Source organism: Hanstruepera marina, assembly GCF_019880635.1.
Lineage (GTDB): Bacteria > Bacteroidota > Bacteroidia > Flavobacteriales > Flavobacteriaceae > Hanstruepera > Hanstruepera marina.
On sequence record NZ_JAINVX010000001.1, the window covers coordinates 532944 to 556535 of the forward strand.

Sequence of the window (23592 nt, forward strand, 5' to 3'; positions counted from 1 at the left end):
CATTAGGCTTTTTTAAATGTAGAATGTTTTATGCTTTGGCCTTGTCAGCACAACAAGCCATTTTGCAATCTTTTGCACAGGCTGTTTTTTCTGCTTCTGTTTTATTGGCACAACATGCTTTTTTACAGTCTTTTTCACAAGCCTTTTTTTCTCCATCAAAACTATCAACAGTTTTCATGTCTTTTACTGAATAAGCATCACCAGCTTTTTTCACTACGTCTTCTAGAGTTGTTGTATTAACTTTAGCTTCATCATACTCAACCATGGCAATTCGGGAGTCAAAATCTACCTTGGCAGATTTAACACCATCTAATTTGGCCATTTTCTTTTCAATGGTTTTTGCACAACCCATTGCACAAGTCATACCTTCAATGGTGAATTCTGCTTTAGCATATGTAGCATTTGGATCTAATTTATTAGCAGCATCAGTTGAAACTTCGGTAGTTTCATTTTCAACAGTTACAACTTCAGGAGTTGTTTCATTTTTGCATGCTAAAAAACTAACAGCTAGTAAAAAAACAACTATAATGTTTTTAAATGTCTTCATGTGTATTTCGTATTAAGTTCTTTACAAAATTACTAAATATTGATGTTTATTGCATTAAAAATCACAATTTTGTGGGCTAGATTAGTTTAGTATGAAAAGTATTAATATAAAGTGGGCATATTTATTGGCACTTTCGCTTATTTGGGGGACGTCATTTATTTTAATAAAGAAATCCCTTTTGGGCTTAACAGCTTTTCAACTAGGTGCATTACGGACCATTGTTACAGGTTTCTTTTTGTTAATTGCAGGTTATAGATCTTTAAAAACTATCAGCAAGAATCAATGGAAATGGGTAGCGCTTTCTGGTTTTTTAGGATCTTTTTTTCCTGCCTTTTTCTTTGCGATAGCCGAAACCGAAATAGATAGCGCAGTGGCTTCAATTTTAAATTCCTTGGTTCCATTAAATACTATTTTATTGGGTTTTGCTGTTTTTAAAATTGCCTCAACAAAACGACAGGTGCTTGGTGTAATAATTGGTTTTATTGGAACAGCAATTTTAATTTTAAAAGGTGCGGAGCTTAACCCGGATCAGAATTATCTTTTTGCGGGTTATGTTATAGCTTCAACAATAATGTATGCTGCAAATGTGAATATAATTAAACGTTATTTGCAAGAGGTAAAACCGCTAGCAATAGCTGCTGGAAACTATGCTGTAATAATTATTCCGGCATTTCTGGTTTTATTGTTTTCTAATTTCTTTAAGACTGAAACCTTTGAAAATCCTAACTTTAGTTCTGCCATTGTTTATGTAGTTATACTGTCCTTTTTTGGTACAGCACTCGCCAAAGTACTCTTTAATAAGTTAGTGCAAATATCAACTCCTGTTTTTGCATCTTCAGTCACCTATTTAATGCCTATTGTTGCTTTAATTTGGGGCGTTTTGGATGGTGAGGGATTTAGTTTTTTACAAGGTGTAGCTACAATTATTATACTAATAGGTGTGTTTTTATCACATAGAAGAAAGCAATAACTGAATTAAAAATTTCTTTATTAATTCATTGAAATTGAGCAATAAACGTCTGTAAATTATTATTTCTGCTAAATTTTCACGAAATTTAAAAGAAATAATAAACAAAGAATTATGAAAAAAGTTGGGCTTCCTGTCCGTTTCGGACTAATTATGAGTGGAATTTTAATAGCTTATTTTTTAGTTCTATCGCTATTTGGTAAGCATACAAATCCTGTATACAGTTTTCTTAATGCCGCTATTACTGGATTTGGTATTTATGAAACTATTCGCTACTACAAATTAGAATTGGGTAACGATTTTACCTATTCTAAAGGTATTACAGCTGGACTGGTTTCAGGATGTATTGCAACTGTAGTTTTTTCAGTTTTTTTCTTGTTTTATATTACCGAGGTTAATGATTCTTTTATTGTCAAATTATTTGAAACAGCCAATGTTGGTTATGAATTGAGTGTAGGCTTGGTAACATTTACTGTGGGTGTCATGGGTATTGCGACCACCTTAATTTCGTCTTTTACTGTTATGCAATACTTTAAAAAAAGTTGGAATGTTTCTTAATTTCAACAAAACGTTTGTAGTTTAATTATTTAGCAGTATATTTGCACTCATTTTTTGAACAAATTAATTTAATAAAAACGTTACGCTATGTACGCAATTGTAGAGATAGCAGGGCATCAATTTAAAGTTGAAAAAGACCAAAAAGTTTTTGTTAACCGTTTAGCAACAGAAGAAGGTAAGAAAGTTTCTTTCGATAATGTTCTTTTAATTGGCGATGGTGACAATGTAACTGTAGGCGCCCCAGCTATAGGCGGAGCTCAAGTAGGAGCAAAAGTCTTAAAGCACCTTAAAGGTGATAAAGTGATAGTTTTCAAAAAGAAAAGACGTAAAGGTTACCGTGTTAAAAATGGTCACAGACAAGCCTTAACTGAAATTCAAATTGAAAGTATTGTTGCTTCGGGAGCAAAACCTGTTAAAGAAGAAAAAGCAACTCCTAAAAAAGAAGCTAAAGCTGAACCAAAAGCAGCAGCTCCTAAAGCTGAAGCAAAACCAGCAAAGAAAGAAGAATCAACTCAAGATTTAAGTAGCTTAACTGTTGCTGAATTAAGAGAGATGGCTAAAGCAAAAGAAATTACAGGATATTCTTCAATGAAGAAAGCCGAGTTAATAGCTGCTTTAAGTTAATTTAACCCTATAAAATCGAAATAAAATGGCACATAAAAAAGGAGTCGGAAGTTCGAAAAACGGTAGAGAATCAGAATCGAAACGATTAGGTGTTAAGATTTTTGGTGGTCAAGCTGCCGTTGCAGGTAACATCATTGTAAGACAAAGAGGTACTGCACACAATCCAGGTGAAAATGTTTACGCTGGAAAAGATCATACATTACATGCTAAAGTTGATGGTATTGTAAAGTTTGAAAAGAAAAAAGATAACAAGTCATACGTTTCTATTGTGCCTTTTGAGGCTTAAGAAACAGTTTTGTTAAGATATTAAAGCCCTTTCTGGAAACAGAAAGGGTTTTTTATTACCAATCGTTTTTGCCAGTTTCTATATAGACCATTATATCCTTAATACAGGTATCCAAATCAGTCAGGATTTCTTTGCTCCAAAATCTAAACACTGTAAATCCTAAAGCCTCTAGTTTACGATTAACTTCCCTATCCCGCTGCATATTGCGTTCAATTTTTGGTAACCAAAACCTAGGTTACTTTTTATGACGAGTTTACGCTCTTGCCAATTGTAGCCATGCCAAAATTCACCATCTATAAATATGGCGAGTTTGTATTTTTTTATGGAAATATCTGGTTTTCCTGGAAGTTGTTTGCTATCCACACGATACCTTATGCCCTTTGCCCAAAGCGCTTTACGAAATAAGAGTTCGGGCTTGGTGTTTTTGCCACGTATCTTGCTCATCATTTTTGAGCGTTTTTTTGTGGTATAAAACCCAGCAGATTCCTCAAAACTAGGGACTTTTATTTTAGGCTCTTGGTATTCCATTTATTATAAAAACGTCAGTTCTAGTGAAATTCTTGTAAAGAATTCTTTATCGAGAACAGTTAATATAATCAATTTGACTTCTCGATACAATTTCAATGAATTGAAATCACTTGAAGTGACGGAACAATAAACAAAAAACCCTCACATTTCTGTAAGGGTCTTGTTATTGCTTATAGATTCCTGTCTTCACAGGAATGACAATTAGTATCTGTAATATTCAGGCTTGTAAGGGCCTTCAACTTTTACACCGATGTACTCTGCTTGATCTTGCTTCAATTCAGTTAACTCAACACCAATTTTTTCAAGATGTAGCTTGGCTACTTTTTCATCAAGATGCTTTGGTAACATATATACTTTGTTTTCGTAAGCATCTTTATTATTCCAAAGCTCGATTTGAGCCAAGGTTTGATTTGTAAACGAGTTACTCATTACAAAACTTGGGTGACCAGTGGCACAACCTAGATTTACCAAACGACCTTGAGCCAGGATAATCACATCTTTTCCGTTTACGTTATACTTATCAACTTGTGGTTTAATTACGTCTTTGGTATGGCCGTGGTTTTTGTTTAACCAAGCCATATCAATTTCATTATCAAAATGGCCAATGTTACAAACAATGGTTTTGTCCTTCATGGCTTCAAAATGCTCACCACGCACTATGTCTTTATTTCCAGTAGTTGTAATAACAACATCAGCATTATCAACAACAGTTTCTAATTTCTTCACTTCAAAACCATCCATTGCCGCTTGTAAAGCACAAATTGGGTCAATTTCGGTAACGGTTACAATACTTCCAGCGCCTTTAAATGAAGCTGCAGTACCTTTACCAACATCACCATAACCACAAACTACTACACGTTTTCCTGCTAGCATAACATCAGTTGCACGACGAATAGCATCAACGGCACTTTCTCGGCATCCGTATTTGTTATCAAATTTAGATTTCGTAACACTGTCGTTTACGTTAATTGCTGGCATTGGCAACGTACCTTTTTCCATACGTTCATATAAACGGTGAACACCAGTAGTTGTTTCTTCAGATAAACCATTAATACCTGACACTAATTCAGGGTATTTGTCTAAAACCATATTTGTTAAATCGCCACCATCATCTAAAATCATATTCAATGGCTTACGGTCTTCGCCAAAAAATAGGGTTTGCTCAATACACCAATCAAATTCCTCTTCAGTCATATCCTTCCATGCATAAACGGCTGTTCCAGCAGCAGCAATAGCAGCAGCAGCTTGATCTTGAGTGGAAAATATATTACAAGAACTCCAAGTTACTTCAGCCCCTAAAGCTTGTAAGGTTTCAATCAAAACGGCAGTTTGAATAGTCATGTGTAAACAGCCTGCAATACGTGCACCTTTTAATGGTTGAGAATCTTTGTACTCTTCACGTAAACTCATTAATCCTGGCATTTCAGCTTCAGCCAATTCAATCTCTTTTCGTCCCCAAGCCGCTAGTGACATATCTTTTACCTTATTAGGTACGTAGGCAACAGTTTTTGTGTTCATATTGTTATATTTGTCTTTGTAAAATTATTTGCGACTGCAAAGATAACTAATAACTTTCAGAATATTAAATGCCTCTATATAAAACCCTTACTCCAAATTCACATACAACTGTTAAAATCTGGAAGATTACAGAGTCTTATGGTGATTTGCTAAAACCAATCACGCTGAAACCGGAAAACATGAAACGTGTTTTGGGTATGAAAAGTGAATTGCATCAACGAGGGTTTTTAAGTGTCAGGCATTTGTTAGCTGAATTTGGGTATCAGGATTCGGATTTGTTTTATGATGAAAATGGCAAGCCCCATTTAATGGACGGCAAGCATATTTCCATTACACATTCATTTACGTTTTCTGGTGTTGTTGTTAGTGATTCGGAAATAGGTATAGATATTGAAAAACAACGACAAAAGATTGGACGTATTGCTCATAAATTTATGGATTACGAATCGCAATATCTAGATTCTGAAAATGAAGGATATGTTAGAAAATTAACGGTTATTTGGTGCGTAAAAGAATCCCTTTATAAGCTTTTTGCAACACCAGGATTAAGCTTTTTGCAACATACATTGGTTATTCCATTTATGATAGAAGATGAAGAAACAGTAGCATGGATTGATTATGAAAATTCCAAGCATCGTTACGATGCCACTTTTTTTGAATTTGAAGGTTTTACTTGTGCCTTTGCTTTGCCATCATAAATGAAAAACATATATAAAAACATATTCCAGGCTGTCTCGAATAATGAAAAATTATTGGCTGTATTGATAGATCCTGATAAGTTTTCGGTAAACAAAGCAGAAGATTTTATAGGTAAAGTCAATCAGTCAATTGCCACACACATTTTTGTCGGAGGTAGCGAGGTCGATGATAATGCAACTGAAGTTTTAGCAATTACCATAAAAAAGTACACACAATTGCCAATAGTATTATTTCCTGGTGATGTTACCCAAATAACCAATAAGGCAGATGGCTTGTTGTTTTTGTCTTTGATTTCAGGTAGGAATCCGGAATATTTGATTGGCAAGCATGTGGATTCTGTTTCAAAACTAAAAGAAACCAATCTTGAAATAATCCCAACGGGATACATATTGATTGAAAATGGAAAAGAAACTGCTGTTCAACGTGTAACCGAAACGGCGCCACTTTCAAGAGCAAACATTCAATTAATTGCTGATACAGCGAAAGCTGGAGAACTGTTGGGTATGAAGCTCATTTACTTGGAAGCAGGAAGTGGTGCTAGTGAACCTGTTTCACCTAAAATTATTTCTAAAGTAAGTAGACATTTACAAGTGCCACTTATTGTAGGAGGAGGAATAAGAACCAAGCACCAACTAGAAGAGGCTTACAATTCGGGAGCAGACCTAATTGTCATTGGAACAGCATTTGAGGATGATGAAACGTTTTTTGAAGAAATAAGAAAATAATTTGTTATGCTGAACATGTTTCAGCATCTCATTTAACATTAAAGATTACCGTTTTTTGCGGCAAAAACCATGAAAATATCAGTAGAATTAACCTTAACACCATTGCAGGACGATTTTGAGCCTGCCATAATCCACTTCATTAAAAAATTACGCGCTTCAAATCTAGAAGTATTGGAAAACCCTTTAAGCACCCAAGTTTATGGTGGCTATGATGAGGTTATGGCTTTATTACAGACCGAAATTAAAGAAACTTTTGAACTCATAGAGAATGGCTTATTGTATATGAAAATAGTAAAAACGGATAGACACGATTATGAACCCCATTTTTGATTTTTTCTTTTCGCAATATCAGGATTATGAAACACTTGATATTGTATTGGAAATTGTAGCTGTTGTTTTTGGCTTTTTGTCCGTTTGGTACTCTAAACAGAATAAAGTTTGGGTATTCCCAACAGGTATGATAAGCACAATGATTTTTGTGTATTTATTACTAAAATGGGAATTATTGGGAGATATGATGATTAATGGGTATTATTTTATCATGAGTATTTATGGCTGGTATGTTTGGACTCGAAAAGTAGATGCAACACATGTAACACCAATATCAAAAACCACAAAAAAAGAAAATATCATGAGTGCTGCAATATTTTTGGCAACATTAGTGTTTGTTTTTATGGTATATCAAACCTTCGATAAATGGACTAGTTGGGTGGCTTATATAGATACATTAACCACAGCTATTTTCTTTGTCGGCATGTGGCTTATGGCCAGGCGTAAAATTGAAAACTGGATTTTTTGGATTGTTGGCGATATCATTTCGGTGCCTTTGTATTTTTATAAAGGATTCACGTTTACAAGCCTACAATATTTAGGATTTACTGTAATAGCAATATTTGGATATTTAGCATGGAAGAAAAGCTTAAACAACAAAATAGCGACTGTATAAAAGTTGTTTTGTTTGGACCTGAATCAACTGGAAAAACAACACTTTCAAAACAGTTGGCAAGGCATTATAATTCGGTTTGGGTTCCAGAATACGCTCGGGAATATTTACAGAATAAATGGAATAACGAGCGAAAAACCTGTGAATCTGTAGATTTATTGCCAATTGCAATTGGACAAATGAAGCTTGAAAACGAATTGGCCCAAAAAACAGATTCGGTGCTTATCTGTGATACCGATTTGTTGGAAACCAAAGTGTATTCTGAAACGTATTATTCTGGAACTTGCGACCCAATTCTCGAAAAATACGCTTTACAAAACACTTACGATTTATATTTTTTGACCTATATTGACACACCATGGGAAGCCGATGATTTAAGGGATAAACCGAATGAACGTGAGGCTATGTTCTTGGCTTTTGAAGAAGCTCTAATCAAATATCAAAAACCATTTTTGCTATTAAAAGGTAATAAAAAGGAACGCTTAAATTTAGCAGTTTCCCATATTGACAAACTATTAAATGAAAACCATTAAATGTTTCTGGAAAAGGATACCATACAAATAGAAAATAAAGGACTCTCAGTAGATAAGGTTCAAGAACAAATTAGGTTGTTTAAACAAGGCTTACCCTTTGTGAATTTGGAATCGGCAGCAACTTGTGACAATGGCATATTAAGGCTTTCAGAATTAGAAAGGCAAGGCCTGATAGAACTATTCGATATACGTAGAAACAACAACTCTATCTTGAAATTTGTGCCAGCTTCAGGAGCAGCTACACGCATGTTCAAGTCGCTTTTCAAATTTATTGAAACCTACAATCCTGAAAAAGAAACATTAAATGCTTACATAAACAGAGAAAAAGACCCAACGCTTAATTTGTTTTTTGTTGGCTTGGAGAAGTTCCCGTTTTATGATGAAGTTAAAAAGCAGATGGAAAACCATTATAGAGATTTTAAATCCTTTTCATCAGATGAACATTCTTTTTACTTTGTAAAAACAATGTTGGATGGAGACAAACTGAATTATGGATTTTTCCCAAAAGGATTATTGCCATTCCATCAATATAAAGGGCATATTGCAACCGCTTTTGAAGAGCACTTATTTGAAGCAGCACTCTACGCATCCAGTAACCAAAAAGCCCATTTGCATTTCACCATTTCAGAGCGCTATAAACATATTTTTGACGATGAGTTTAAGCGTATTCAAGGCATAGTAGAACGAAAAACTAACACAAAGTTTCAAATATCCTTTTCCTATCAAAAAGAATCTACAGATACTATAGCCGTAACACCAGAAAACGAACCGTTTCGTTTGGAGGATGGCAGTTTACTATTCAGGCCTTCAGGGCATGGTGCTTTATTACAGAACTTAAATGAGCTAGATGCCGATATCATTTTTATTAAAAATATTGATAATGTAGTTGTCTATAAATACGAACAAGAAGTAGCCAATTATAAAAAAGCTCTTGCAGGATTACTAGTGTCCCTTCAGAACAAAACATTCGATTATTTAAGACAATTAGAGAACGAAGACATTACAGAAAGTAATTTGGTTGAGATTGCTGAATATTTAAGTAACAAGCTCAACACTAAAATATCCAGTGAATTTGAAAAGTATTCAATGAAATACCAAATTGAATATTTAAGAACAAAATTAAACCGCCCAATCCGTGTTTGCGGAATGGTTAAGAATGAAGGAGAACCTGGAGGTGGGCCATTTTGGGTAAAAGATGAAAGTGGGCAGGTTTCTTTACAAATTGTAGAATCGGCTCAAATAAATAAAAAAGACAAACGGCAAAAAACCATTCTTAAAAATGCTACACACTTTAACCCTGTTGATTTAGTTTGTGGGATTAAAGACTATAAAGGCAATACATTCAATCTAGATGCTTTTGTAGATCCTAAAACGGCTTTCATTACCATGAAAACCAAAACGGGTAAAGAGCTGAAGGCATTGGAGTTGCCTGGACTTTGGAATGGCAGCATGGCCAATTGGAATACTATTTTTGTTGAAGTTCCTTTAATTACATTTAATCCCGTAAAAACAGTTACCGATTTACTTAAACCAACCCATCAAATTAAATAATATGTTTGATGAGCAAGCTTTAATATCAGAATTACAGTTTAAGGCTGTTCGTAGTTCGGGTGCTGGTGGTCAGCACGTCAATAAGGTGTCATCAAAAGTTGTATTAAGTTTCGATTTAATGAATTCCCAAGTATTTTCAGAAGAGCAAAAAGAGTTATTGTTTAAAAATCTGGCAAACCGATTAACATTAGAAGGAGTGCTTATACTACAAAGAGATGACAGTCGTAGTCAACACAAAAACAAAGATTTAGTGATTAAGCGATTTTTAGAATTGATAAATCAAGGTTTAGTAATCCCCAAAAAGCGAAAACCAACTAAAACGCCTAAATCAGTTAAGTTAAAACGATTGGCAAAAAAGCGTCAACAATCTGAAAAGAAAGCCAATAGAAAACCACCAGAAATAACTTGATTTTTCATTGTTAATTATGAATTGATCATTAAATTTGCACTGTTCTCAAAAAGGGGTGCCAATTATCGGCTGAGATCATACCCATTGAACCTAGAACAGGTAATGCTGTTTAGGAATTTTTAATTGTCATGCTGAACTTGTTGAAGCATCTAATGTTTTTTTAACCAAAGAATAATTACCTCTTTTTATTCGTATAAATTTATTTTATCGAATGAAATCTTTATTCACAATTTTGGGCTTTTTTGGTTTCGCCATGAGTGTTTGCGCTCAAGAAAAACCTAACGAACAACAAAACGACTCTACAAAACTTGAAGTTTTAAATGAAGTTATGGTAAGTGCCGTGCGTGTTAAAGCAACCTCGCCAATTACACATTCTAACGTTTCTAAAGAAGACATTCAAGAACGTAATTTAGGTCAGGACATTCCAGTTCTGCTAAATTATTTACCGTCTGTTGTTACGACTACCGATGCAGGTGCAGGAGTCGGCTACACGGGCATTCGCGTTCGTGGTATTAATGCGCAATCTACCAATATAACCATTAACGGTATTCCATATAACGATGCCGAATCCTTAGGAACATTTTGGGTTAATTTAGGAGATTTTGCGTCATCAGTTGAGAGTTTACAATTACAACGTGGTGTTGGAACATCAACCAATGGTTCAGGAGCTTTTGGTGCTAGTATTAATGTGTTGACGGATGCTGTCTCAGAAAATGCTTATGCTGAATTTGCCAATTCCTTTGGGAGTTTTAATACACATAAACATACTTTAAAGTTTAGTACAGGTTTGCTAAACAATCATTTTGAAGTGGCAGGAAGATTGTCAACCATTCAATCTGATGGATACATTGATCGTGCCTCATCCGATTTAAAGTCGTATTTCCTTCAAGGTTCTTATGTTGATGATAGGCGTATTATCAAGGCTATAACTTTTGCTGGAAAAGAAATAACGTATCAATCTTGGAATGGTTTAGAGGATTTAGATAAACTTGAAAACGACAGAACCTACAATACAGCTGGCGAATACACAGATGAAAACGGTAATATTCAATTTTATGAAAACGAAGTTGATAATTACCAACAAGATCATTATCAATTACACTGGAATGAACGCTATAACAATTATTGGTCAACTAATTTGGCTTTAAACTATACTTACGGTCGTGGCTATTTTGAACAATATAAAGAAGATGAGCCTTTTGCGGATTACGGATTAAATGATGTTGTAATAGGAGGCGAAACGGTAACAGAAACCGATTTAGTTAGAAGGCGTTGGTTAGACAACGATTTCTACGTAGTAAATGCTAATGCCAATTACAAAAAAGACGGTTTAGACGCTATTTTTGGAGGATCATATAGTTATTACGATGGCGATCATTTTGGAGAAATTATTTGGGCACAGTTTGCAAGTAATAGCATGAATACAGATAGGTATTACGAAGGAAACGGAACTAAAACAGATTTAAGCTTTTTTGGGAAAGCCAATTATAAATTAAATGACAAGATTAGTTTGTTTGCAGATTTACAGTTGCGCTTGGTTGATTATAAAACAACGGGTTTAACATCAGATAGAGTGCCGTTACTAATTGATGAAAACTATAGTTTTTTTAACCCAAAAGCTGGTATAACGTATGCGCTTAATGCTAATAATAGTTTGTATTTTTCTTATGCTAGAGCAAATAGGGAGCCCAATCGCGATGATTTTGAAAATAACCCAGATGTCAAACCAGAGCAACTTAATGATTTTGAGTTGGGCTGGCGCTACAATACAGATGTGTTCAGGCTTTACGCCAATGCCTACTACATGCTTTACAATGAACAGTTGGTTTTAACTGGAGAACTTGATAATGTAGGAAACCCTATACGCACAAACAGTGGCGAAAGCTATCGTTTAGGTTTGGAGATAGAAGCAGCTATCCAGTTAGGGAAAAAATTTGCTGTTCAGCCCAACCTGACAGTAAGTTCCAATAAAAATAAAGAGACTATTACAGCAATAGATGGCGAATTGGTTAATTTAGGAAAAACAGATATTTCCTTTGCGCCGAATGTAATTGTAGGCAATGCATTGGTTTTTCAGCCTATATCAAGTTTGCAAATGTCATTATTAAGTAAATATGTAGGCGAGCAGTATATGAGTAACACCGAAGCTGAAGCCTCAAAACTGGATAGCTACTTTATAAACGATTTTAATATTAATTACGAGTTATCATTTAAAAGAGATGAGGAGTCTCAACCGTTTTTAAAATCCATTGTTTTTACAGGATTAGTTAATAATATTTTTAATGTGAAGTATGAATCTAATGGGTATTACTACACTTATGATGATACATGGTCAAACCCACCACAGGTTACAACCATAGAAGGCGCAGGCTTTTACCCACAGGCTACTATTAACTTTTTATTAGGCGCTACTTTAAAGTTTTAGTCAACTTCCTGCGAAGGCAGGAATCTCATTTAAGTTAAAAAAAATGGTGCTGTCATTCCGAACATAGTGAGGAATCTCATATCATAAAAACCCAAATAAATATATTTGGGTTTTAGTTTTTTACGGAAAAACCGTAACACATTTTCTCATTTTTCGATGAACTACACAAATTTGTAAGAATTTGTTGCAGATTTAGTTTTTTTTTTTTTAAAGTTTGAGTTGTCCGAGAATTTTGGCGAGTTAAATAAGAAGTCTCTCAACAAAATTTTTGGGCAATAGTTCGAACACAACTAGCGCTAGTTTTTATTTTCCCTATAATTCAATTAATGACGCAAAAGACTTCTACATAATTGACTTCTTAACAAAAGGCTTCTAGAGTTTAGGCTTCTTAAACACATTTTGTTTAATCAACCAGGGTTAATATGCTGGTTTAAATTTTAGAATTATGAAAAAATTATTAAGAACATTTTTTATATTATCAATTTTCACTTTCTTTTTATCTTGTTCAACTGAAAGTGAAAATCTAAAGGAAATTCATGAAAATTCAACTACAGCAACAAATTTGCAAAAAGGGACTTCAGTTCAAAAACTAAAAATTGGATCCAATACGTATTTATTAAACCCTACAGGTTATCACAAGAAGTATATTAATGGTAATTTTGAATATGAATTCAAATTTTCAACTCCATTAAATTATATTTATACAGAAACTCAAAATGAATTTAAAATTACAAATGGAGATAATAGTAATCAGAAAATAAAGCTTACTAATTTAATCATAATAGATAATAATAATGTGAGTTTTGATATCGAAACAAGTTCAGGATATATAGTAAAAAATGTTGTCTTTGAACACAATTCAAATAAAGTTTGCTGGTGGTGCATTATAATACCAGTTGTTGAGAGTGCAATAGAGTCAATTATCAAATCCATTGGAGATAATTATGATAGTAATTGTGCACTCGCAATTGAAGCATGCGAGTTTGGTGTTCAATCAATACAAATTATTGATCAAGGATGGTTTAGTCCTGCTTCATGCACCGTTATTTGTAAATAAGTAGTTATGAAAAAATACAAAAAAGTATGGATTCTATATACTTCAGGAATAAGTTTATTTCTTGGGATTCTATTGTTTTGCATCTCTGAAAATATACTTCTTGAAGATCAACAAACTGATAAACCTTTCTTTCAAATAGCGTTTATGGCAATAATTTTCGCGCCAATTATAGAAGAAATACTTTTCAGAGGTTATTTTAGTAATAAAAAAGTAATAAAATGGGTAAGCATAATTTTGCTACCCATTTTTGTAGTATTAACTTCACTCATTATTTATCAATTACAAGCTTGATTTTACTTTATGGATTTCTTGTATTGAATATATTTTTTAAGAATGAAAATTTTGAGAATATTCAAATTATTTTAAGTTCAGTGCTTTTCTCTTTTATACATTTTAAAGCTTCAGATTTTAATCAACTTTTTAGTATTTATCCTATTATGATTATATTTTCACTTGGTTTAATTGCTATTTGGATAACTTTAAACTTTGGACTGTTAAAAGCAATATATTTACATGCAATATGGAATCTATGTATTATGTTTTTAGTGTTTATTGCTTTGCAATATCCTGATTTAAATAAAAAGCAATTTGAAAATGAAATTGTTAAGATTGAGTTTGAAAGAAGTCCTCTAATTAATAATGGTGAAAATGGAATTTCGTATTCGAGAAGTAAAATAATTGCTAAAAGTGTCACTTTACATAATTTGTTGGATTTTTTAAACCAAGTAGAAAAAGAAAAGAATTCAAATCAAGAATATTATCAGACAGAGGTTTTTATGAAATATAATTTTCAGATTTATTTGAAAGATTCGACAAAAAATTTTTCACAACCAATATTTAAATTTTTACAGAAAGAAAAATTGTTGAAAATTAAATACAATAATTCTAATTATTAAAAACCCTTATTATATCACCGTTAACTTCAACAAAATAGCGTTTAAGGCCATAATTTCCAGTAGTACCCTGTTGTGGTTGTCCTGTAAGAATGTCATAAGACTTGGCTTCGCTACAGTTGCATGTGGCTATAACGCCTTCAACTTCTAAAGTAGAACAACTGCGTACTTCGTGGTTAGGGTCGGTTAATTCAAAAGCACTGTAATTGTTACCACCAGCATAAAATACAACCACACCATTTAATCCATAATTAGAGTTTAATGTAACATAGTTATTAGGGAACTGTAAGTCACTATATTGTGGTAAATTGGTGTTTATTAGTGTACCCGTATCAAAAACGATATTAGGTATAAATTGGTTATTCTGATTGTTATTATTGTTGTCATCATCATTACTGCAGGAAACCAGTAAACAAAAGCCAAAAACCAAGCTTAAAAAACGTTTCATTTTCATTTAATTTTAGGTGCAATTTACAATAAAAAGTAAAGCGCGATAAATATTTTGTATATTTCCTATGGCTTTATGATTTGATTAAAAAGGACATAGGGGAGCTACTTATAATTTTCTTGTGATTCATGGATAATATAGAATCAAAAAAATTATGTAGCTTTGTAACATCATCTCGTGTAAGCGGGATTTTTTCGTTAGTCCCGAACTTGTTTCGGGATATTTTTAATATATAAACGATGAAGTTATGAGTAAAGTATCTTATTACACTGCAGAAGGATTAAAAAAATTAAGAGATGAGTTAAGACAGCTTAAGGATATAGAGCGTCCACGTGCTTCGCAAGCCATTGCCGAAGCTAGAGATAAAGGCGATTTAAGCGAAAATGCCGAATACGATGCCGCCAAAGAGGCACAAGGTATGTTGGAAATGAAAATTTCTAAACTGGAAGAAACTTTAGCAGGCGCGCGATTAATTGATGAATCGCAATTAGATACATCTAAAGTATTGGTGCTATCTAAAGTAAAAATTAAAAACCAAACCAATGGTATGGAAATGACCTATACTTTAGTAGCTGATGGCGAGGCTGATTTGGCTTCAGGTAAGATATCTGTAAATTCCCCTATAGGAAAAGGGTTATTGGGTAAGTCTGTTGGCGAAGTGGCCGAAGTACAAGTTCCTAATGGTGTCATGAAATTTGACATTTTAGAGATTTCGAGATAATACAATGATTAAATAATAATTATAAAGATTCCTGTCCTACAGGAATCTTTTTATATTTACATAAATTGAACTGTTATGGCATCTATCTTCACAAAAATCATTAACGGAGACATACCGTGTTATAAAATTGCAGAAACCGATAAGTTTTTTGCCTTTTTAGATATAAATCCTAATGCTAAAGGCCATACACTTTGCATACCAAAAGCGGAAGTTGATAAGTTATTTGATTTAGATGATGATACCTATCTAGAGTTAATGGCTTTTTCTAAATTGGTAGCTCATGCCATTAAAAAAGCAGTGCCTTGTAAGCGAGTTGGGATGACTGTTATTGGATTGGAAGTGCCCCATGCACACGTGCACTTAATTCCACTAAATTCTATGGAAGATGCCCGGTTTTTAAGTAAGGAAAAACTAACTGATGAAGATTTCATAGAAATTGCATCTGCAATACGAGAGGAATTATAACTGATCTTTTAATAGAAATAAAACTATTCCAGCAATAATTAGAGCAATAGTAACACCTATCAATGTCCAAGCTTTTTTATTCAATTTAAAAGATGCTTTTTTGGGCACAAAAGCACGTTGGTGATACTTAACAACACGTTCAATATCATCAGTCCAGCTTACAGGATAAATAGTGGTTTTACAGGTGTTGCAATACAGAATATGTTTGGTTTCTGTGGTTAAAGATTTATAAAAATTAGACTCTATAAACTTTTGCTTAAAGGTTAGTTGTAAGCCTTCATTATTATAGCATTCTGGACAATTGTTTTTAAGAGTAACTTCTTTTACTGTAATAAATTTATCAGCCATAACTAAACCAGTTTTAATTCTATTTGCATAGTTGTTCCTTTATTAACTTCGGAGTGCAAAACTTTAATTTTCCCATTATGAAACTCTTCAATTATCCGTTTAGCTAACGAAAGTCCTAAACCCCAACCGCGTTTTTTTGTTGTGTAGCCAGGTTCGAAAATGGTTTTGAATTGTTTTTTGGAAAGTCCTTTACCTGTATCGGTAATTTGAATTTTCACATTGTTTTCTAATTCCGAAATTTCAATGCTTAACTTCCCTTTTCCCTTCATGGCATCTATGGCGTTTTTCACCAAATTTTCAATTGTCCAGCTAAACAATTGCTTGTTGAGTTGCACATAAATGGCTTTATCGGGAGCCTTAAGTTCAAATGCTATTAAATCTGAAGATCGCGCTTTCAAATAATCATAGGATTCAATGGTTTCCTGAACAATATCAGCTTTTTCTAAAGTAGGTAACGACCCAATTTTACTAAAACGTTCGGTAATAGTTTGCAAGCGGCTTATGTCCTTTTCAATTTCAGTTATATAATCTGGACTTACATTTTCTGTTTTTAAGATTTCGGTCCAACCAATTAAAGAAGATAAAGGTGTGCCAATTTGATGCGCGGTCTCTTTAGCCATACCTGACCAGAGCTTATTTTGGGTAGCTATTTTGGAGCTCTTGTAGAAGAAATAAACAACTGCAGCAAACAAAAATATGATTAGCAATAAAGCTAGAGGGTAATATTTTAATTTGTTTAAAAGCGGTGAATTCCCATAATAAATAGTTTGGTTTTGGTTCTCAATTTTTATTGGAGTGTTTTCACTTTCAAATTGCCGTATTAAAGATTTTAAATTATCATAAACATAAATAGAGTCTTCTACCTTACTAACATAAACAGAGTCTTTATATTTGTTTTTACCAATATTGTTGTAGGTTAAAATGTTTAGATTGTCATCTACTATGACTAATGGAGTTGTTGTATTGCTGCCTAAAATCTTCCACATTAAATCTAAATTTACATTAATGTTAGAATTAATGTTTTCATTTATTGGAGCATCATAAACTATTTTTAAATATTCAGTTTGTGCTGTTGCCCAAATTTCCATTTTAGTACGTTCTTCAGCCTTAAACTTTTGAAAAAACACATACGTGTTCCAAAGAATTAAGGATATAATTCCAAAAGAGGCAATTACTATTATCCAGCGTGTAAGGTTTCTGTGTTTAGAAAAAATCATAGCTTATTTACAACCTGTAATATAATGTAAATCTGTTAATAATATTGTGTGATATGGCAATCAAATCATTTTTAGTTCATTAACAGATTAATTACATTTGTGCAAATTAAAAAAGTTTCATGACATCTTTTGAACCTAAAGACTTATCAACTGGTAAATTGCATAGTTATTTGTTGAGTGCTGTGGCTCCTAGGCCTATTGCCTTTGCTAGTACATTGGATAAAAATGGTAACCCCAATTTATCGCCATTTAGTTTTTTTAATGTTTTTAGTGCCAATCCACCAATACTAATTTTTTCACCAGCTAGGCGTGTACGTAATAATACTACAAAACATACCTTGGAAAATGTTCTAGAAACAAAAGAAGTGGTTATAAATGTGGTAAATTTTGATATTGTTCACCAAATGTCATTAAGTAGTACCGAATATCCTGAAGATGTTAATGAGTTTGATAAGTCAGGTTTACATATGTTGGAGTCTGATTTGGTAAAACCTTTTCGAGTGGCCGAATCGCCTATTCAATTTGAATGCAAGGTAAATGAAGTTGTGGCTTTGGGTAGCGAGGGTGGAGCAGGTAATTTAGTAATTTGCGAAGTTGTAAAAATGCATATTGACGATGAGGTTTTAAATACCGATGGACATATTGTTCAGGAAAAATTAGACTTGGTTGCACGTGCAGGTGGCAGTTATTACAGTCGTGCTAAAAGCGGATTTTTTGAAATACCAAAACCCTTATCGACTTTAGGAATTGGCGTAGACAGTTTTCCAGATGATATTAAAAATAGTATGATTTTAACAGGAAACGATTTAGGTATGTTGGGTAATGTTGAAAAATTACCAGATGAAACGGCGGTTAAAGAATTTGTTGTATCGGTAAGTGAGCGCTATCCAAATATTTCAACAGCATCGCATAGAGAAAAACATAAATTGGCACATAACTATTTGAGCTTTGGCGATATAGAAAGTGCCTGGAAAATATTATTATCATAAACAGAAAATAGAATTTTAAAATGGAAGTACAAGGTAGAATTAAGGTAATTGGAGAAACGCAAACCTTTGGAGCAAACGGATTTAGAAAAAGAGAGGTGGTTATAACTACCGAAGAGCAATACCCACAACATATTATGGTGGAATTTGTTCAAGATAAAACAGACTTGTTAAACAATTTTCAAGTTGGTCAGCAAGTAAAAATTAACATTAATTTACGTGGAAGAGAGTGGGTAAACCCTCAAGGTGAGACCAAGTATTTTAACTCCATTCAAGGTTGGAGAATAGAAGCTTTACAGGCCGATAATTCAAATCCTGAAATGCCACCAGTACCACCAGCTGAAGCATTTGAACCTGCAAGTAACTTGAATGAGGACGATCACGACGATCTCCCGTTTTAGGAAGTTATCTCGTGACTTCGAGTGATTTTGTTGAACAAAATCGTATTGAGAAGTATTGTAATGTTTCTCAAAGAAGATTAAAAATAAAAACCCAACATATTAGTTGGGTTTTTTTATAAAAAAAGCCTTGTGAAAACAAGGCTTTTAGTTTTGTGGTTTTAGATTTGACCTTTATAAACAAACTCAAAAAAAAGCAATGATGAACAAAATTTATTGCACAAAGGTCTCTGTAAAGATGATGAAAAAAGTTGTATTTTCAAAGTTAAAAATAAGGAGTTGGTTAGTATTTTTTAATTTAATCAACTCATTGTCAATAAGTTTATGTATTATTTGGGAAGTAGTATAAAATTTTCAGATCCTCGTGAAGCAAGTTCAGATGGCTTAATAGGCATAGGTGGAGACCTATCACCTGAACGATTATTACTGGCTTACAGAATGGGCATTTTTCCCTGGTTTAATTCCAACGAGCCTATTTTATGGTGGTCTCCAGATCCTCGATATGTTTTGTATCCCAAAAACTTAAAAGTTTCAAAGAGTATGAAGCAAGTTCTTAAAAATTCAGATTTTGAAGTTACAGTTAATAGAAATTTTCGGCAAGTTATAACGGAATGTTCAATGGCTAAACGCAATGGACAATCAGGCACCTGGATTACCCAAAGCATGATTGACGCATATACTAAATTGCACGAATTGGGTTTTGCCAAATCGGTAGAGGTTTGGTTAGATAATACATTGGTTGGTGGTCTTTATGGGGTGGATTTAGGCAATGGTATATTTTGCGGTGAAAGCATGTTTACTAAAGTCAGTAATGCCAGTAAGGTTGGTTTTATAACCTTTGTTCAAAACACCAATTATAAGCTTATAGATTGCCAATTGCATACGAATCATTTGGAGCGTTTGGGTGCTGAAGACATTTCTAGAGATACTTTCCTTACTTATTTAAGCTGACTTTTATCATTTTTTAAAAGCCGTTATTTTCGGATATTTAATACATAATTAATGCCTATGCTTACAAAAGAAGACTTTAAAAATTTTAGCGATAAAGAAGCGTTTTTAAAAGTATTTGAATCTAAAATACCAAAAGAACGTATGGAAGCCTTACGCTATAACACACGGTATGAGAGCGAACTTGTTAAACTTCAAGCCGAGTTAGTTGATTTGCAACAATGGGTTGCCAAAAATAAAAAACGCGTTTGTATATTATTTGAAGGACGTGATGCTGCTGGTAAAGGGAGTACAATAAGGCGTTTTATCGAGCATCTAAATCCACGTTCCATGCGTGTTGTTGCCCTAACAAAACCTACCGAAGTAGAAAAAGGGCAATGGTATTTTAGGCGTTACATAAAAGAAATGCCAAACCCAGGGGAAATAGTGTTTTTTGATAGAAGTTGGTATAATCGAGCCGTTGTTGAACCTGTTATGGGGTTCTGTAGCGATAAGGAATACAATGAGTTTATGGTTCAGGTTCCTGAATTTGAACATATGCTCTATGAAGATGGTATAGACCTAATTAAATTTTGGTTTTCTATTTCAAAAGAAGAACAAGTAGCACGTTTTAATTCCAGATTACAAAACCCACTCAAACGTTGGAAGTTTAGTCCTGTAGACCAAGAAGGACAAAAGCGATGGGACGACTATACCTATTACAAAGAGCAAATGTTTAGTAAGACGCATACAACATTTAGCCCTTGGATAATTGTAAAAACCAATATTAAAAAAGAAGCACGTTTAGAGAGTATGCGTTATGTGCTTTCTAAATTTGATTATGATAACAAAGGAAACTCTAAAACAACATTGTTACCAGATCCTAATGTGGTGCAGCGTTATTATAGATTATTAAAACAAATGGATTAAGACTTATGGCAAATAAATTAAGCGTAAAAGACTTAAAAAAGTTGAATTCAAAAAAAGGGCAAAAGCAGTTACTGCGAGATGATAGTGGTTCGTTGTCAAAAGTTTTAAGGTATTTAAATTATGAGTCGCGATTAAAATCGCTTCAGGAAGAGCTTATTAAACTTCAAAAATGGGTTGAAATCAACAATGAAAAGGTGGTTATTATTTTTGAAGGTCGTGATGCGGCAGGGAAAGGTGGAGCTATTAGACGTATTACAGAACATTTAAACCCAAGAGAATTTAAAGTTGTTGCATTGCCAAAACCTACAGTTGTAGAGCAAGGTCAGTGGTATTTTCAGAGGTACATAAATCAACTGCCACATGAGGGTAAAATTGTGTTTTTTGATAGAAGTTGGTACAATAGAGCCATTGTAGAGCCTGTTAATGGGTTCTGTACTCAAGAAGAGTATGACATTTTTATGAATCAGGTAAACCAATTTGAACGCATGATAATTGAATCTGGAATACGCTTGATTAAATTCTACTTTTCAATATCTAAAGACGAACAGCAAAAGCGTTTTGAAGAAATAAAAGCTAGTCCATTAAAAAAATGGAAATATAGTCCTGTAGATCAAAAAGCATTAAAACTTTGGGATGACTATACCGAATATAAAAATAAGATGTTTGATAAAACCAATACCAAATTGGCGCCATGGGTAGTTGTTAAAGCCAATAAGAAAACTAAAGCCAGAATAGAAACAATTGAACATTTACTGGACGTTATTCCTTATGATCCAAAGGATAAAGCCATTATTGAACATTTAGTCATTGAGGATATTGATTTAGACTAGACCTCCTTATACCTATGGCAAGATGTTATATGGTCATTCACCATACCTGTAGCCTGCATGTGTGCATATATAACCGTTGAGCCAACAAACTTAAAGCCACGTTTTTTTAGGTCTTTACTTATAGTGTCAGAAACAGTTGTTGTAGCAGGAACCTCGCTCAAGGTTTTCCATGTATTTGTTATAGGTTTGCCACCAACAAAATCCCAAATGTATTTTGAGAATGAACCAAACTCATCTTGAATTTTCATAAAGGCTTGTGCATTGCTAACCGTCGCGTTAATTTTTAATTTATTGCGAATAATGCCCGCATCTTGCAATAAGCTGTCAATTTTTGGTTGTTTGTAATTGGCAATCTTTTTATAGTTGAAATTATCAAATGCTTTTTTAAAATTTTCACGCTTTCTTAAAATAGTAATCCAACTCAATCCTGCCTGGAACGTTTCAAGAATTAGAAATTCAAAAATGGTGTCGTCATCATAAACAGGAACTCCCCATTCTTGGTCGTGATAAGTTTCATAAAGTTTATCGCCAACACACCAATTACATCTATGTTTTGTCATGTTTTGTAAGATTTTGATATAAAGTTAGACATAGATATAATATAAATCATATTTGCAGTCTGAAATTCAAATTACTTTTGGTCATCCAATGTAACAAGGGTTACTAAATTAAGAGAATAGAGGTTGTAATTTTGCTCTAAATATTTAAAAAATGGAAGTTATTCAAAATAAACCAATTTTTGATAGTGTTAATTCTAGTTTGTCAAAAAGTTTAACCTATCCCAACTATAGGGAATTGGTTAAAATATTAGTGGAAAACAATTCAACAAGTGGGTTAGATAAAACAGAAGCCAATATAAACTATACCATGCTTAACAATAAGCGCATGAAACGTTGGGATAAAACCATTAAGGTTTCTGATGAAGCCAAAAGACGTTTAGCCAATTTTTCAGGTCAAGTGACATGGTTGGTCATTACCGAAAGTTGGTGTGGCGATGCAGCCCACGTAGTTCCTGCAATAAATAAAATAGCCGAGTTACACAATGGTATTGATTTAAAGTTAGTACTACGTGATGAAAATGAGGTGCTAATGAATCAGTTTTTAACCAATGGAGCTAGAGCTATTCCTAAATTAATTATGATTGATAAAGCTACTAAAGAAATCGTGAGTACGTTTGGACCAAGGCCAAGCATAGCAACTAAATTGGTGCAAGACTATAAAGTTGAACATGGTGTTTTAACACCTGAATTTAAAGAAGATTTACAACGTTGGTATAATGCTGATAAAGGTCAGGCTACTATTGAGGATTTATTACAACTATTAGGCGTTTAGTTTTTGCCTTCAAAGTAAAAGGTAATTGAACCTAATTGCGATTTTTTTGAAGCATCTTGACTAAACCGAGCTTCGTTGGCATATTCAAGTGCATGATCCTTTAAGCATTGGTTATCTACAGAAGCAGCCTGATTTACTGTAGCATTTGTAACTTTTCCGGCAGAATTTACGCTAATATTAATTACTATTTTGCCTCCAGTTTCACATAAATAAATTGGAGTTGGTAAATACCTGTGAGTCCGGTTTACCAATGAATAATGCATAGAGCTTTTTTTGTTTACCGATTGTTGGCTTAAATTGCTCTGCTGTTTTTTTAACACCGAGTTTACATTGTTAAAAGAAGATAAAACATCATCATCAATTTCAGGTTGTGATGTAGTTGCTTTATCTTGCCCGTCATTCAATTCACTCTGGCTTTCAGCAGGTATATATTCATAATCTTTAGGAGGCGCAATGGGTTGGTAAGCTTTAGCAAAACGCTTGTAGTTTTCAGTTTCGTTAAACGCTTTATTGGTTTCGGCTTTAGCTTGTTCTTCAGCTTTGACTTTTTCTAGTTCCTCTTGTTTTAACTCTTCCTCTGTTTTAGGCTCAACTTCATAATAACTTTCAGATAAATAGGGGTTTTGTTGCTTTAAATGAAAGGTAAACAAGCCCATGACCAAACTGCCAGAAAGCAGCCCTGTTATGAGTAAAGATTTATGTTTATCAGTTAAATTCAAAAGTTAAA

Annotated in this window: 32 protein-coding genes; 23 read left to right on the forward strand and 9 right to left on the reverse strand. The window is 33.5% G+C overall.

Annotation, left to right across the window (positions count from 1 at the left end; all coding sequences use genetic code 11):
* Nucleotides 1-28: 28 nt before the first annotated feature.
* Nucleotides 29-547, reverse strand: a complete 519-nt coding sequence (locus tag K7G76_RS02350; protein WP_223032598.1) for a heavy-metal-associated domain-containing protein — start codon at nucleotides 545-547, stop codon at nucleotides 29-31.
* Between the two features lie 91 nt (nucleotides 548-638).
* Between K7G76_RS02350 and K7G76_RS02355 the strand changes: the two genes are divergently transcribed.
* The 4 genes from K7G76_RS02355 to rpmA all read left to right on the forward strand — a co-directional run bounded on the left by K7G76_RS02355 (nucleotide 639) and on the right by rpmA (nucleotide 2982).
* The gene (locus K7G76_RS02355) at nucleotides 639-1517 is read left to right on the forward strand and encodes a DMT family transporter (protein WP_223032599.1); all 879 of its coding nucleotides are present in this window, start codon (nucleotides 639-641) and stop codon (nucleotides 1515-1517) included.
* 111 nt (nucleotides 1518-1628) lie between these two features.
* A complete protein-coding gene (locus tag K7G76_RS02360; RefSeq protein ID WP_223032600.1) occupies nucleotides 1629-2072 on the forward strand; it encodes a DUF4199 family protein in 444 nt (147 codons plus the stop codon).
* An 87-nt stretch (nucleotides 2073-2159) separates the two neighbouring features.
* Complete coding sequence (gene rplU / locus K7G76_RS02365) at nucleotides 2160-2696, forward strand: 50S ribosomal protein L21 (RefSeq protein WP_223032601.1); 537 nt, start codon at nucleotides 2160-2162, stop codon at nucleotides 2694-2696.
* Between the two features lie 25 nt (nucleotides 2697-2721).
* Nucleotides 2722-2982: a 50S ribosomal protein L27 gene (gene rpmA / locus K7G76_RS02370; RefSeq protein WP_223032602.1), complete on the forward strand. Its 261-nt coding sequence runs from the start codon at nucleotides 2722-2724 to the stop codon at nucleotides 2980-2982.
* Between the two features lie 55 nt (nucleotides 2983-3037).
* Here the strand turns inward: rpmA and K7G76_RS15355 are convergent, their stop codons facing one another.
* From K7G76_RS15355 to ahcY, 3 genes are all read right to left on the reverse strand, one after another.
* Nucleotides 3038-3184: a DUF559 domain-containing protein gene (locus tag K7G76_RS15355; RefSeq protein ID WP_255572901.1), complete on the reverse strand. Its 147-nt coding sequence runs from the start codon at nucleotides 3182-3184 to the stop codon at nucleotides 3038-3040.
* The gene (locus K7G76_RS02375) at nucleotides 3151-3510 is read right to left on the reverse strand and encodes a very short patch repair endonuclease (RefSeq protein WP_255572902.1); all 360 of its coding nucleotides are present in this window, start codon (nucleotides 3508-3510) and stop codon (nucleotides 3151-3153) included. The genes K7G76_RS15355 and K7G76_RS02375 overlap by 34 nt, the downstream gene beginning before the upstream one ends.
* Nucleotides 3511-3711: 201 nt before the next feature.
* Entirely contained in the window at nucleotides 3712-5028 is a 1317-nt protein-coding gene (ahcY, locus tag K7G76_RS02380) for an adenosylhomocysteinase (protein WP_223032603.1), read from the reverse strand.
* A 68-nt stretch (nucleotides 5029-5096) separates the two neighbouring features.
* Between ahcY and K7G76_RS02385 the strand changes: the two genes are divergently transcribed.
* The 11 genes from K7G76_RS02385 to K7G76_RS02430 all read left to right on the forward strand — a co-directional run bounded on the left by K7G76_RS02385 (nucleotide 5097) and on the right by K7G76_RS02430 (nucleotide 14266).
* Nucleotides 5097-5726: a 4'-phosphopantetheinyl transferase family protein gene (locus K7G76_RS02385; protein WP_223032604.1), complete on the forward strand. Its 630-nt coding sequence runs from the start codon at nucleotides 5097-5099 to the stop codon at nucleotides 5724-5726.
* Nucleotides 5727-6452 carry a phosphoglycerol geranylgeranyltransferase gene (locus K7G76_RS02390; protein WP_223032605.1) on the forward strand — a complete coding sequence of 242 codons (726 nt, stop codon included), beginning with the start codon at nucleotides 5727-5729 and terminating at the stop codon, nucleotides 6450-6452.
* 69 nt (nucleotides 6453-6521) lie between these two features.
* Nucleotides 6522-6782, forward strand: a complete 261-nt coding sequence (locus K7G76_RS02395) for a hypothetical protein (protein WP_223032606.1) — start codon at nucleotides 6522-6524, stop codon at nucleotides 6780-6782.
* On the forward strand, nucleotides 6766-7398 hold the full coding sequence (pnuC, locus tag K7G76_RS02400) for a nicotinamide riboside transporter PnuC (RefSeq protein ID WP_223032607.1): 633 nt from the start codon (nucleotides 6766-6768) through the stop codon (nucleotides 7396-7398). Before K7G76_RS02395 ends, pnuC begins: the two co-directional genes overlap by 17 nt.
* Nucleotides 7359-7928: an AAA family ATPase gene (locus tag K7G76_RS02405; RefSeq protein ID WP_223032608.1), complete on the forward strand. Its 570-nt coding sequence runs from the start codon at nucleotides 7359-7361 to the stop codon at nucleotides 7926-7928. Before pnuC ends, K7G76_RS02405 begins: the two co-directional genes overlap by 40 nt.
* Nucleotides 7929-9479: a DUF4301 family protein gene (locus K7G76_RS02410; RefSeq protein ID WP_223032609.1), complete on the forward strand. Its 1551-nt coding sequence runs from the start codon at nucleotides 7929-7931 to the stop codon at nucleotides 9477-9479.
* A 1-nt stretch (nucleotide 9480) separates the two neighbouring features.
* Nucleotides 9481-9888 carry an alternative ribosome rescue aminoacyl-tRNA hydrolase ArfB gene (arfB, locus tag K7G76_RS02415; protein ID WP_223032610.1) on the forward strand — a complete coding sequence of 136 codons (408 nt, stop codon included), beginning with the start codon at nucleotides 9481-9483 and terminating at the stop codon, nucleotides 9886-9888.
* A gap of 211 nt (nucleotides 9889-10099) precedes the next feature.
* Nucleotides 10100-12313, forward strand: coding sequence for a TonB-dependent receptor (locus tag K7G76_RS02420; RefSeq protein ID WP_223032611.1), 2214 nt, complete (start codon nucleotides 10100-10102; stop codon nucleotides 12311-12313).
* A 445-nt stretch (nucleotides 12314-12758) separates the two neighbouring features.
* Nucleotides 12759-13370 (forward strand): hypothetical protein, encoded by a 612-nt coding sequence (locus tag K7G76_RS02425; RefSeq protein ID WP_223032612.1) that lies wholly within the window; start codon nucleotides 12759-12761, stop codon nucleotides 13368-13370.
* A 6-nt stretch (nucleotides 13371-13376) separates the two neighbouring features.
* Nucleotides 13377-13661 carry a CPBP family glutamic-type intramembrane protease gene (locus K7G76_RS15470; protein WP_369412170.1) on the forward strand — a complete coding sequence of 95 codons (285 nt, stop codon included), beginning with the start codon at nucleotides 13377-13379 and terminating at the stop codon, nucleotides 13659-13661.
* Nucleotides 13589-14266, forward strand: a complete 678-nt coding sequence (locus K7G76_RS02430; RefSeq protein ID WP_223032613.1) for a CPBP family intramembrane glutamic endopeptidase — start codon at nucleotides 13589-13591, stop codon at nucleotides 14264-14266. Before K7G76_RS15470 ends, K7G76_RS02430 begins: the two co-directional genes overlap by 73 nt.
* On the opposite strand, the gene K7G76_RS02435 is transcribed toward K7G76_RS02430, so the two are convergent.
* Nucleotides 14256-14711: a hypothetical protein gene (locus K7G76_RS02435; protein ID WP_255572903.1), complete on the reverse strand. Its 456-nt coding sequence runs from the start codon at nucleotides 14709-14711 to the stop codon at nucleotides 14256-14258. The two genes, K7G76_RS02430 and K7G76_RS02435, sit on opposite strands and share 11 nt — an antisense overlap.
* Before the next feature lie 247 nt (nucleotides 14712-14958).
* On the opposite strand from K7G76_RS02435, the gene greA reads away from it, so the two are divergent.
* Nucleotides 14959-15432, forward strand: coding sequence for a transcription elongation factor GreA (gene greA, locus K7G76_RS02440; RefSeq protein WP_223032615.1), 474 nt, complete (start codon nucleotides 14959-14961; stop codon nucleotides 15430-15432).
* A 75-nt stretch (nucleotides 15433-15507) separates the two neighbouring features.
* The gene (locus tag K7G76_RS02445; RefSeq protein ID WP_223032616.1) at nucleotides 15508-15897 is read left to right on the forward strand and encodes an HIT family protein; all 390 of its coding nucleotides are present in this window, start codon (nucleotides 15508-15510) and stop codon (nucleotides 15895-15897) included.
* Here K7G76_RS02445 and K7G76_RS02450 read toward each other — a convergent pair.
* Nucleotides 15892-16245, reverse strand: coding sequence for a hypothetical protein (locus K7G76_RS02450; protein ID WP_223032617.1), 354 nt, complete (start codon nucleotides 16243-16245; stop codon nucleotides 15892-15894). The genes K7G76_RS02445 and K7G76_RS02450 overlap by 6 nt on opposite strands.
* Nucleotides 16246-16247: 2 nt before the next feature.
* Complete coding sequence (locus K7G76_RS02455; protein ID WP_223032618.1) at nucleotides 16248-17462, reverse strand: sensor histidine kinase; 1215 nt, start codon at nucleotides 17460-17462, stop codon at nucleotides 16248-16250.
* A 119-nt stretch (nucleotides 17463-17581) separates the two neighbouring features.
* Between K7G76_RS02455 and K7G76_RS02460 the strand changes: the two genes are divergently transcribed.
* The 5 genes from K7G76_RS02460 (at nucleotide 17582) to ppk2 (K7G76_RS02480) (ending at nucleotide 21533) form a co-directional block, all read left to right on the forward strand.
* Nucleotides 17582-18451, forward strand: a complete 870-nt coding sequence (locus K7G76_RS02460) for a flavin reductase family protein (RefSeq protein WP_223032619.1) — start codon at nucleotides 17582-17584, stop codon at nucleotides 18449-18451.
* Between the two features lie 20 nt (nucleotides 18452-18471).
* Nucleotides 18472-18849, forward strand: coding sequence for a DUF3127 domain-containing protein (locus K7G76_RS02465; RefSeq protein ID WP_223032620.1), 378 nt, complete (start codon nucleotides 18472-18474; stop codon nucleotides 18847-18849).
* Nucleotides 18850-19170: 321 nt separating this feature from the next.
* Nucleotides 19171-19797 carry a leucyl/phenylalanyl-tRNA--protein transferase gene (gene aat, locus K7G76_RS02470; RefSeq protein WP_223032621.1) on the forward strand — a complete coding sequence of 209 codons (627 nt, stop codon included), beginning with the start codon at nucleotides 19171-19173 and terminating at the stop codon, nucleotides 19795-19797.
* A 51-nt stretch (nucleotides 19798-19848) separates the two neighbouring features.
* Complete coding sequence (gene ppk2 / locus K7G76_RS02475) at nucleotides 19849-20703, forward strand: polyphosphate kinase 2 (protein WP_407927951.1); 855 nt, start codon at nucleotides 19849-19851, stop codon at nucleotides 20701-20703.
* Between the two features lie 5 nt (nucleotides 20704-20708).
* A complete protein-coding gene (gene ppk2 / locus K7G76_RS02480; protein ID WP_223032623.1) occupies nucleotides 20709-21533 on the forward strand; it encodes a polyphosphate kinase 2 in 825 nt (274 codons plus the stop codon).
* On the opposite strand, the gene K7G76_RS02485 is transcribed toward ppk2 (K7G76_RS02480), so the two are convergent.
* Nucleotides 21530-22093 (reverse strand): DNA-3-methyladenine glycosylase I, encoded by a 564-nt coding sequence (locus K7G76_RS02485; protein ID WP_223032624.1) that lies wholly within the window; start codon nucleotides 22091-22093, stop codon nucleotides 21530-21532. The two genes, ppk2 (K7G76_RS02480) and K7G76_RS02485, sit on opposite strands and share 4 nt — an antisense overlap.
* Before the next feature lie 151 nt (nucleotides 22094-22244).
* Here K7G76_RS02485 and K7G76_RS02490 point away from each other — a divergent pair, with 151 nt between their 5' ends.
* Nucleotides 22245-22865, forward strand: coding sequence for a thioredoxin family protein (locus K7G76_RS02490; RefSeq protein ID WP_223032625.1), 621 nt, complete (start codon nucleotides 22245-22247; stop codon nucleotides 22863-22865).
* On the opposite strand, the gene K7G76_RS02495 is transcribed toward K7G76_RS02490, so the two are convergent.
* Nucleotides 22862-23584, reverse strand: coding sequence for a hypothetical protein (locus tag K7G76_RS02495; protein ID WP_223032626.1), 723 nt, complete (start codon nucleotides 23582-23584; stop codon nucleotides 22862-22864). The two genes, K7G76_RS02490 and K7G76_RS02495, sit on opposite strands and share 4 nt — an antisense overlap.
* Nucleotides 23585-23592: the final 8 nt, after the last annotated feature.